A 9,027-nucleotide genomic window follows, 5' to 3' on the forward strand; every position below is an offset into this window, starting at 1 on the left:
GGTGGGTGCGGGCGCGGAGGACGATCCTGTCGGGCAACGCCGTCACCTTCCTGGCCGCCGCGGTGCTCTACGCGTTGGCCATCGGCCAGGTGCGGGGCTTCGCCTTCACGTTGGGCCTCACCACGCTGCTGGACACCGTGGTGGTGTTCCTGGTGACCTGGCCGCTGGTCTACCTGGCGTCGCAGTCCACGACGCTGGCCAAGCCGGCGTACAACGGCCTGGGCGCCGTGCAGCAGGTCGCGCGGGAACGTCGGGCCGCGGCGGATGTGAAGACGGGACGGGGATAGCGCATGAGTGCCGCCAAGGATGCGACCGCGCTGACCGACAGCGCCCAGTTGCCGCACCACAGCTTCATTTCCCGGCTCTACACCGGCACGGGCGCGTTCGAGGTGATCGGGCGCCGCCGACTGTGGTACGGGATCAGCGGCGCGATCGTCGCGGTCGCGCTGATCAGCATCGTGCTGCGCGGCTTCACCTTCGGGATCGACTTCAAGGGCGGCACGACCGTGTCGATGCCGCGGGGGACCGCCCAGACCGCGCAGGTGTCCGACGTCTTCCGGAAGGCCATCGGCAAGGACCCGGAGTCGGTGGTGATCGTCGGCAACGGCGCGTCGGCGACCGTGCAGATCCGCTCGGAGACGCTGACCAACGACCAGACCACCAAGCTGCGCAACGCCCTGTTCGACGCCTTCCAGCCGAAGGGCAACGACGGCAAGCCGAGCAAGAACGCCATCAGCGACTCGGCGGTGTCGGAGACCTGGGGTGACCAGATCACCAAGAAGGCGCTGATCGCGCTGGTGGTGTTCCTGGCGCTGGTCAGCCTGTACATCACCATCCGCTACGAGCGCTACATGGCGATCTCCGCGCTGACCACCATGGTGTTCGACCTGACCGTCACCGCCGGCGTGTATTCACTGGTCGGCTTCGAGGTCAGCCCGGCCACGGTCATCGGGCTGCTGACCATCCTGGGTTTCTCGCTGTACGACACCGTCATCGTGTTCGACAAGGTCGAGGAGAACACCCGCGACTTCCAGCACACCAACCGGCGCACCTTCGCCGAGCACGCCAACCTGGCGATCAACCAGACGTTCATGCGCTCGATCAACACCAGCCTGATCAGCGTGCTGCCGGTGCTGGCGCTGATGGTCGTGGCGGTGTGGCTGCTGGGCGTCGGCACGCTGAAGGACCTGGCGCTGGTCCAGCTGGTCGGCATCCTGGTCGGCACCTACTCGTCGATCTTCTTCGCCACCCCGCTGCTGGTCACCCTGCGCGAACGCACCGAGCTGGTGCGCACCCACACCCGCCGGGTCCTCAAGCGGCGTGCGCGCGCCGACGAGTCGGCCGTCGAGATCTCCGAGTCGGCCGCCGAAGAGCCGACGGAGGCGACCGAGGAGGCCGAGGCTACAGAGGCGGCCACGGCTAAAGACGCCCCCGAGGCGCCCGCCAAGCCCGCGCCGAGCAAGCCGGCCCCCGGCGCGCGCCCGGTGCGCCCCACCGGGACCCGGCGCCCGACCGGCAAGCGAAACGCGGGCCGACGGTAAGCCAGATGTTGCGGGCCGACCGGGGGAACCTGAGGGGGACCGCGGCGGCTTCGTTGGCCGGCATGATGCTGGCGGCGTTCGCGTTGGCCGGGTGCTCGGGCAGCGCCGCCTCCAACGTCGACTACGTGGTCGACGGCCCGCTGGTCAGCTATAACACCAACACCGTCGCCGGCGCCGCGTCGGCGGGGGCGCAGGCGTTCGCCCGCACGCTGACCGGCTTCGGCTATCACGGTCCCGACGGGCAGGTCGTTGCCGACCGCGACTTCGGCTCCGTCTCGGTGGTGGGGGGTTCGCCGCTGGTCCTCGACTACCAGATCGCCGACAACGCCGTCTACAGCGACGGCAAGCCGGTGACCTGCGACGACCTAGTGCTGGCGTGGGCGGCCCAGTCCGGCCGGTTCCCCGGCTTCGACGCCGCCAGCCAGGCCGGCTATGTCGACATCGCCAACGTCGAGTGCATCCCGGGCCAGAAGAAGGCCCGGGTATCCTTCGTCCCGGACCGCGCCGTCGTCGACTATGCGCAGCTGTTCGCCGCGACCACGATCATGCCTTCGCACGTGATCGCCGATCAGCTCAACGTGGACGTGACCGCGGCGCTGCTGAGCAACAACGGGCCCGTGGTGGCGCAGATCGCCAAGCTGTGGAACACCGGCTGGGACCTCAAGCCAGGTGTCGACCTCAAGCGCTTCCCGTCGTCGGGCCCGTACAAGATCGAGCGAGTCCTGGACGGCGGCGCGGTGGTGCTCGTCGCCAACGACCGATGGTGGGGACCCAAGGCGGTCACCAAGCGGATCACCGTCTGGCCGCAGGGACCCGACATCCAGGACCGGGTCAACAACCGCAGCGTCGACGTCGTCGACGTCGCGGCCGGTTCCTCCGGCGCGCTGGCCACCCCCGACAACTACGAGCGTTCCGATGCGCCGTCGGATGGCATCGAGCAGTTGATCTTCGCGCCGCAGGGACCGCTGGCGCAGCCCAAGGTCCGGCGCGCATTCGCGTTGTGCACGCCGCGCGACACGATCGCGCACGACGCCGGGGTGCCGGTCGCCAATTCCCGCCTACAGCCCGCCACCGAGGACGCCATCGCGGCCGGTGAGGGCGCCGCCGAGGCCGGTCCGTTCGGCAGGGCCGACCCCGCCGCCGCCCGCGAGGCCCTCGGCGGCGCGCCGCAGCCGGTGCGGATCGGCTACCAGGGGCCCAACGCGCGGCTGGCGGTGACCGTCGGGTCGATCACCAAGTCCTGTGAGCCGGCCGGCATCACCGTCACCAGCGTCCCGCTGGACAGCTCCGGACCCCAGGCGCTGCGGGACGGCAAGATCGACGTCCTGCTGGCCAGCACCGGCGGGGCCACCGGCAGCGGGTCGACCGGGTCGTCGGCGATGGACGCCTACGCGCTGCACAGCGGCAACGGCAACAACCTGTCCGGCTACAACAATCCCCAGGTCGACGCCGCGATCAGCGCGCTGGCGGTGTCGGCCGACCCGGCCGAGCGGGTCCGGCTGCTGGCGCAGGCGGCCCCGCCGCTGTGGGCCGACATGCCGACCCTGCCGCTGTACCGGCAGCAGCGCACGCTGCTGACATCGAAGAAGATGTACGCCGTGAGCAGGAACCCGACCCGGTGGGGAGCCGGCTGGAACATGGATCGATGGGCCTTAATACAGTGAGGCTCGAGTGACGGGCGTTCCGGTCGCCCAGATGATCGCGTCGCTGACGCGGGACGTCGCCGACTTTCCCCAGCCCGGAGTGCAGTTCAAGGATCTGACCCCGCTGTTCGCCGACCGGGACGGGATGAACGCGGTCGTCGACGCGCTGGCCGAGATCGCGTCGAGCGCCGACCTGGTGGCCGGCATCGACTCGCGCGGGTTCCTGGTCGCCGCGGCCGTCGCCGGCCGGCTGGGCACCGGTGTGCTGGCCATCCGCAAGGCCGGCAAGCTGCCGCCGCCGGTGCACGCCGAGCAGTACGACCTGGAGTACGGCACCGCCACCCTGGAGATCCCGGCCGACGGGATCGATTTGCGCGGCCGCGACGTTGTCGTCATCGACGACGTGCTGGCCACCGGCGGCACCCTCGGCGCGGCCGCCCGGCTGCTGGAGCGCGCCGGGGCGCACGTGACCGCGGCCGCGGTGGTGGTGGAACTCGTCGAGCTGGGCGGTCGGGAGGCCGTCGCGCCGCTGCCGGTGCACAGCCTGAGCAGGGCCTAACACACTCGACAGGGCCGGGAGATCGGACTTTGGAGATATCCTCGACGTCGGAGGTGACAATCGTGGCGGACGACCAGAGCACGACGCAGGCCGTCGCGCCGCGGATCGAAGAGACGCCGGTCGTCGAGCCATCGGAGGCGCCGACCGAGACGCTGAAGACCACCAGCAGCGCGTCGCGCCGGGTCCGGGCCCGGCTGGCGCGGCGGATGACCGCCCAGCGCAGCACGCTGAACCCCGTGCTCGAGCCGCTGGTGGCGGTGCACCGGGAGATCTATCCCAAGGCGAACCTGCAGCTGCTGCAGCGCGCGTTCGAGGTCGCCGACGAGCGGCACGCCACGCAGTTGCGCCACTCCGGTGACCCCTACATCACCCACCCGCTGGCCGTCGCCAACATCCTGGCCGAGTTGGGCATGGACACCACCACTTTGGTGGCCGCGCTGCTGCACGACACCGTCGAGGACACGGGCTACACGCTGGAGCAGCTGTCCGAGGAGTTCGGCGAAGAGGTGGGCCACCTCGTCGACGGCGTGACCAAGCTGGACCGCGTCGTGCTGGGCAGCGCCGCCGAGGGCGAGACCATCCGCAAGATGATCACCGCCATGGCCCGCGACCCCCGGGTGCTGGTGATCAAGGTCGCCGACCGGCTGCACAACATGCGCACCATGCGGTTCCTGCCGCCGGAGAAGCAGGCCCGCAAGGCCCGCGAGACGCTGGAAGTCATTGCGCCCCTTGCCCATCGGCTGGGCATGGCCAGCGTCAAGTGGGAGCTGGAAGACCTGTCGTTCGCGATCCTGCATCCCAAGAAGTACGAGGAGATCGTGCGGCTGGTCGCCGGGCGCGCGCCGTCGCGCGACACGTACCTGGCCAAGGTCCGCACCGAGATCGTAAACACGCTGGGTGCGTCGAAGATCAAGGCGACTGTCGAGGGCCGCCCCAAGCACTACTGGTCGATCTATCAGAAAATGATCGTCAAGGGCCGCGACTTCGACGACATCCACGACCTGGTCGGCATCCGCATCCTGTGCGACGAGATCCGGGACTGCTACGCAGCCGTCGGCGTGGTCCACTCGCTGTGGCAGCCGATGGCGGGCCGGTTCAAGGACTACATCGCCCAGCCGCGCTACGGGGTGTATCAGTCGCTGCACACCACCGTCGTCGGGCCGGAGGGCAAGCCGCTGGAGGTGCAGATCCGCACCCGTGACATGCACCGCACCGCCGAATACGGCATCGCCGCGCACTGGCGCTACAAGGAAGCCAAGGGCCGCAACGGAGTTCCGCATCCGCACGCCGCCGCCGAGATCGACGACATGGCCTGGATGCGCCAGCTGCTCGACTGGCAACGGGAGGCGGCCGACCCCGGCGAGTTCCTGGAGTCGCTCCGCTATGACCTTGCCGTCCAGGAGATCTTCGTGTTCACCCCCAAGGGCGACGTCATCACGCTGCCGACCGGGTCGACGCCGGTGGACTTCGCGTACGCCGTGCACACCGAGGTCGGGCACCGCTGCATCGGCGCCCGGGTGAACGGCCGCCTGGTCGCGCTCGAACGCAAGCTCGAAAACGGCGAAGTCGTCGAGGTTTTCACGTCCAAGGCGCCCAACGCGGGGCCGTCGCGGGACTGGCAGCAGTTCGTGGTGTCCCCGCGCGCCAAGACGAAGATCCGCCAGTGGTTCGCCAAGGAGCGCCGCGAGGAGGCGCTCGAGGCCGGCAAGGACGCGATGGCGCGCGAGGTGCGCCGCGGCGGACTTCCGTTGCAGCGCTTGGTGAATGGCGAGTCGATGGCCGCGGTCGCCCGCGAGCTGCACTACGCCGATGTGTCCGCGCTCTACACCGCGATCGGTGAGGGGCACGTGTCGGCCCGCCACGTCGTGCAGCGGCTGCTGGCCGAGCTCGGCGGCATCGACCAGGCCGAGGAGGAACTCGCCGAGCGGTCCACGCCGACCACCATGCTGCGTCGCCCGCGCAGCAGCGACGACGTCGGCGTCTCCGTCCCCGGCGCCCCCGGCGTGCTGACCAAGCTGGCCAAGTGCTGCACGCCGGTGCCCGGCGACCAGATCATGGGGTTCGTCACCCGCGGCGGCGGGGTCAGCGTGCACCGCACAGACTGCACCAACGCCGCGTCGCTGCAGCAGCAGGCCGAGCGCATCATCGAGGTGCTCTGGGCGCCGTCGGCGTCCTCGGTGTTCCTGGTGGCCATCCAGGTCGAGGCGCTCGACCGGCACCGGTTGCTCTCGGACATCACCCGGGTGCTCGCCGACGAGAAGGTCAACATCCTGTCGGCGTCTGTCACCACCTCTGGCGACCGCGTGGCGATCAGCCGGTTCACCTTCGAAATGGGCGACCCCAAGCATTTGGGCCACCTGCTCAACGTCGTGCGCAACGTCGAGGGCGTGTACGACGTTTATCGCGTGACGTCAGCCGCTTAGCGGCGGCTGGCCGACCGCTTGCGCAGCGCCGGCAGATGTACAACCGTGGTGTGGGACTGTTGCTCGTCCTCCAGCACGATCACGCCCTCCGCGTCGCTGCCGACCGGTTTGGCCGCCCCCTCGAGCACCTCACCGACGACGCGAACCGCCTTGGGCAGCGCGGTGTTCGTCAACACCTTGAAGACCGGGACCGCCGCGATGAACAGCGCCAGCGGCGGCTCGACCAGGCCCAGCCCGGTGGCCACCACCAGGCCGCCGAAATAGCCGATCGACCTTGGCACGTCGACTTCGACTGTGCCCACCTGAACTTCCAACACGTTTTCCGGTGCACCGAACCGGATCTCCACGGCGCTACTGGTCGCCATCACACCCTCCTGGTACCGGGACTATCCCGGAAGCCCTGGAGTACCCGATGTGATCCCGTCTAGCCCACCTGCACCGAGGTGATCGTGACGGTGCTCGTGGGCATGCCCCTGGTGCGGTTGCCGGCCACGCCGACCTTGGCGATCTTGTCGAGCGTCGCCAGGCCGGCCTCGTCGACGGAACCGAACACCGTGGACGTCGGCTCGATCTCGGCGTCCCGGAACACCAGGAAGAACTGGCTTCCGTTGGTGTTGGGCCCGTTGGTGGCCAACGCCATAGTCCCCCGCGGATAGATCACGGTCGCCTTGAGCGCCGGGTCGTCGGCCTTGTACTGGTTGGTGGGGTACTCGTCGGCGAACTCGTAACCGGCGCCGCCGCCGCCGTCGGCATCGGGGCCGCCGAACAGCAGCGTCCCGCCCTCCGGCTCATCGATCATCCGCCCGCAGATCGTGTTGTCGTAAAACCCCTGCTTCGCCAGGCTGGTGAAACTGTTCACCGCGCAGGGGGATTCGTTATTGGCGAGCTGCACGCCGATGTCACCGAAGTTCGTCGAGATGACGGCGTGGATCGGGGCCGGCTCGGTGGACACCCGGCCGGACGGGGGCAGCGTGGCGGCCTTGCTGGCTGGATCGGGCGACGGCTGGTACTGGCAGTTCGCGCCGATATCGGGCGGCGGCGCGAACGCCGGCAGCGGCGGCACGCCCGCGGGGGTCGCGGAGGCGGGTCCGGGGGCCGACCCGGGCCGGGCGGGCACCCTGGCGCGGCTCGGGGTGGGCGACGCGTTGTTGGTCGAGCCGTGGCTCTGGGTCACCACCGCGCCAACCAGCACCACCGCCGCCAGCAGCTCCCCGGACAGCACGGCGCCCGGACCGACGCCGGGCGTTCCGCCGTTGCCGCCGTTCAAGCCGTCGGCCAACCTGGGCGCCAACTGCCAGTACCCGGCGTCGTCGGACGCGGCCGCCAAACAGGTCAAGCCGCCGCGGACCGGCAAGGTCCCGACCGACCCGGCCCAGGTGAGCGCGAGCATGGCGACCAGTCAGGGCAACATCGGGCTGATGCTGGCCAACAACGAATCGCCTTGCACGGTCAACAGTTTCGCCAGCCTCATCGGCCAGAAATACTTCGACGGCACCAAATGCCACCGGCTGACCACGTCGGACACGCTCGGCGTCCTGCAATGCGGCGACCCCAAGGGTGACGGCACCGGCGGCCCCGGCTACGAGTTCGCCAACGAGTACCCGACCGACCAGTACCCGCCCAACGACCCCAAGGCGCAGCAGCCGGTCGTCTATCCGCGCGGCACCCTGGCCATGGCCAACGCCGGACCCGGCACCAACGGCAGCCAGTTCTTCATGGTCTACAAGGACTCGCAGCTGCCGCCGCAGTACACCGTCTTCGGCACCATCCAGGCCGACGGGCTGGCCGTCCTGGACAAGATCGCCAAGGCGGGCGTCGCCGGCGGCGGCGAGGACGGGGCCCCGGCCAGCGAAGTCACCATCAAGTCGCTGCTGCTCGACTAGGCCCGGACCCCGCGCAACACCGGCGGCGGATTGGTGAGAATCGCCAGTCTCGCCTGATCCACCGTTTATGGTTCGTGGGGTGAATCTGGATCCGGAGTCATTCGGCCACTACCAGATCGTGGAGTTGTTGGGCCGCGGCGGCATGGGGCGCGTGTACCGCGCCTACGACGAAACCACGGATCGGGTGGTCGCCCTCAAGGTGCTCCCCCCGCATCTGGCCGAGGATCAGGACTTTCAGCAGCGTTTCCGCCGGGAGGCGCGCATCGCGGCGAGCCTCAACGACCCACACGTCGTGCCGATCCACGGCTATGGCGAGATCGATGGCCGGCTCTACGTCGACATGCGTCTGATCGAGGGCCGCGACCTGTCGCAGTACATCGCCGAATGCGGCGGGCGGCTGTCCCCCGAGCGCACGGTTTCGGTGATCGAACAAACCGCGGCCGCGCTGGACAGTGCCCACCGGGTGGGGCTGATCCACCGCGACATCAAGCCCACCAACATCCTGGTGACCAACGCGCAGAACTTCGTCTACCTGATCGATTTCGGCCTCGCCCGCGCACAGACCGACACCGCGCTGACCAACACCGGCGCCACGATGGGCACCGTGGCATACCTGGCGCCCGAAAGATTCAGGGGGACAACGGATCACCGCGCCGACGTGTACTCGTTGGCCTGCGTGCTATACGAGTGCCTCACCGGAAGCCGGCCCTTCCCCGGCGGCACCCTCGAGGAACAGCTCAACGCGCACGTGAACACGCCGCCGCCGCGGGCGTCCATCATGGCCCCCGACATACCGCCGGCCTTCGACGAGGTGATCGCGCGGGGAATGGCGAAGGACGTCAACGCCCGCTACCAGTCGGCGATGGAGCTCGCCGAGGCGGCCCGCGCGGCGCTCATCGGCGCCGCCGCTGCCCAGCCCGCCAACGCGATCAAGAAAGCGCTCGGCCGCGAGGGGATTTCGGTCGACAAGCTGAAGAC

At 69.5% G+C, this 9,027-nt stretch carries 7 protein-coding genes and 2 pseudogenes; 7 read left to right on the forward strand and 2 right to left on the reverse strand.

Going from position 1 to position 9,027, the window contains the following annotated elements; all coding sequences use genetic code 11:
* From A5706_RS18320 to A5706_RS18340, 5 genes and pseudogenes are all read left to right on the forward strand, one after another.
* Window positions 1-287: pseudogene (locus A5706_RS18320) on the forward strand (protein translocase subunit SecD); the annotation flags it as partial.
* Between the two features lie 3 nt (window positions 288-290).
* A complete protein-coding gene (gene secF / locus A5706_RS18325; RefSeq protein ID WP_068133326.1) occupies window positions 291-1,541 on the forward strand; it encodes a protein translocase subunit SecF in 1,251 nt (416 codons plus the stop codon).
* Window positions 1,542-1,546: 5 nt separating this feature from the next.
* On the forward strand, window positions 1,547-3,205 hold the full coding sequence (locus A5706_RS18330) for an ABC transporter substrate-binding protein (RefSeq protein WP_068133331.1): 1,659 nt from the start codon (window positions 1,547-1,549) through the stop codon (window positions 3,203-3,205).
* A 31-nt stretch (window positions 3,206-3,236) separates the two neighbouring features.
* Window positions 3,237-3,743 carry an adenine phosphoribosyltransferase gene (locus A5706_RS18335; RefSeq protein WP_068133337.1) on the forward strand — a complete coding sequence of 169 codons (507 nt, stop codon included), beginning with the start codon at window positions 3,237-3,239 and terminating at the stop codon, window positions 3,741-3,743.
* 62 nt (window positions 3,744-3,805) lie between these two features.
* Entirely contained in the window at window positions 3,806-6,166 is a 2,361-nt protein-coding gene (locus A5706_RS18340) for a bifunctional (p)ppGpp synthetase/guanosine-3',5'-bis(diphosphate) 3'-pyrophosphohydrolase (RefSeq protein WP_068133343.1), read from the forward strand.
* Here the strand turns inward: A5706_RS18340 and A5706_RS18345 are convergent.
* On the reverse strand, window positions 6,163-6,531 hold the full coding sequence (locus A5706_RS18345; RefSeq protein WP_068133334.1) for a hypothetical protein: 369 nt from the start codon (window positions 6,529-6,531) through the stop codon (window positions 6,163-6,165). The two genes, A5706_RS18340 and A5706_RS18345, sit on opposite strands and share 4 nt — an antisense overlap.
* A gap of 59 nt (window positions 6,532-6,590) precedes the next feature.
* On the reverse strand, window positions 6,591-7,118 hold the full coding sequence (locus A5706_RS18350; RefSeq protein ID WP_197517884.1) for a peptidylprolyl isomerase: 528 nt from the start codon (window positions 7,116-7,118) through the stop codon (window positions 6,591-6,593).
* A gap of 235 nt (window positions 7,119-7,353) precedes the next feature.
* On the opposite strand from A5706_RS18350, the pseudogene A5706_RS18355 reads away from it, so the two are divergent.
* Window positions 7,354-8,049, forward strand: a pseudogene (locus A5706_RS18355) (peptidylprolyl isomerase); the annotation flags it as partial.
* A gap of 79 nt (window positions 8,050-8,128) precedes the next feature.
* The coding region (locus A5706_RS18360; protein ID WP_156767212.1) for a serine/threonine-protein kinase at window positions 8,129-9,027 on the forward strand (899 nt) is incomplete at its 3' end.

This window comes from Mycobacterium sp. E796 (assembly GCF_001672815.1).
Lineage (GTDB): Bacteria > Actinomycetota > Actinomycetes > Mycobacteriales > Mycobacteriaceae > Mycobacterium.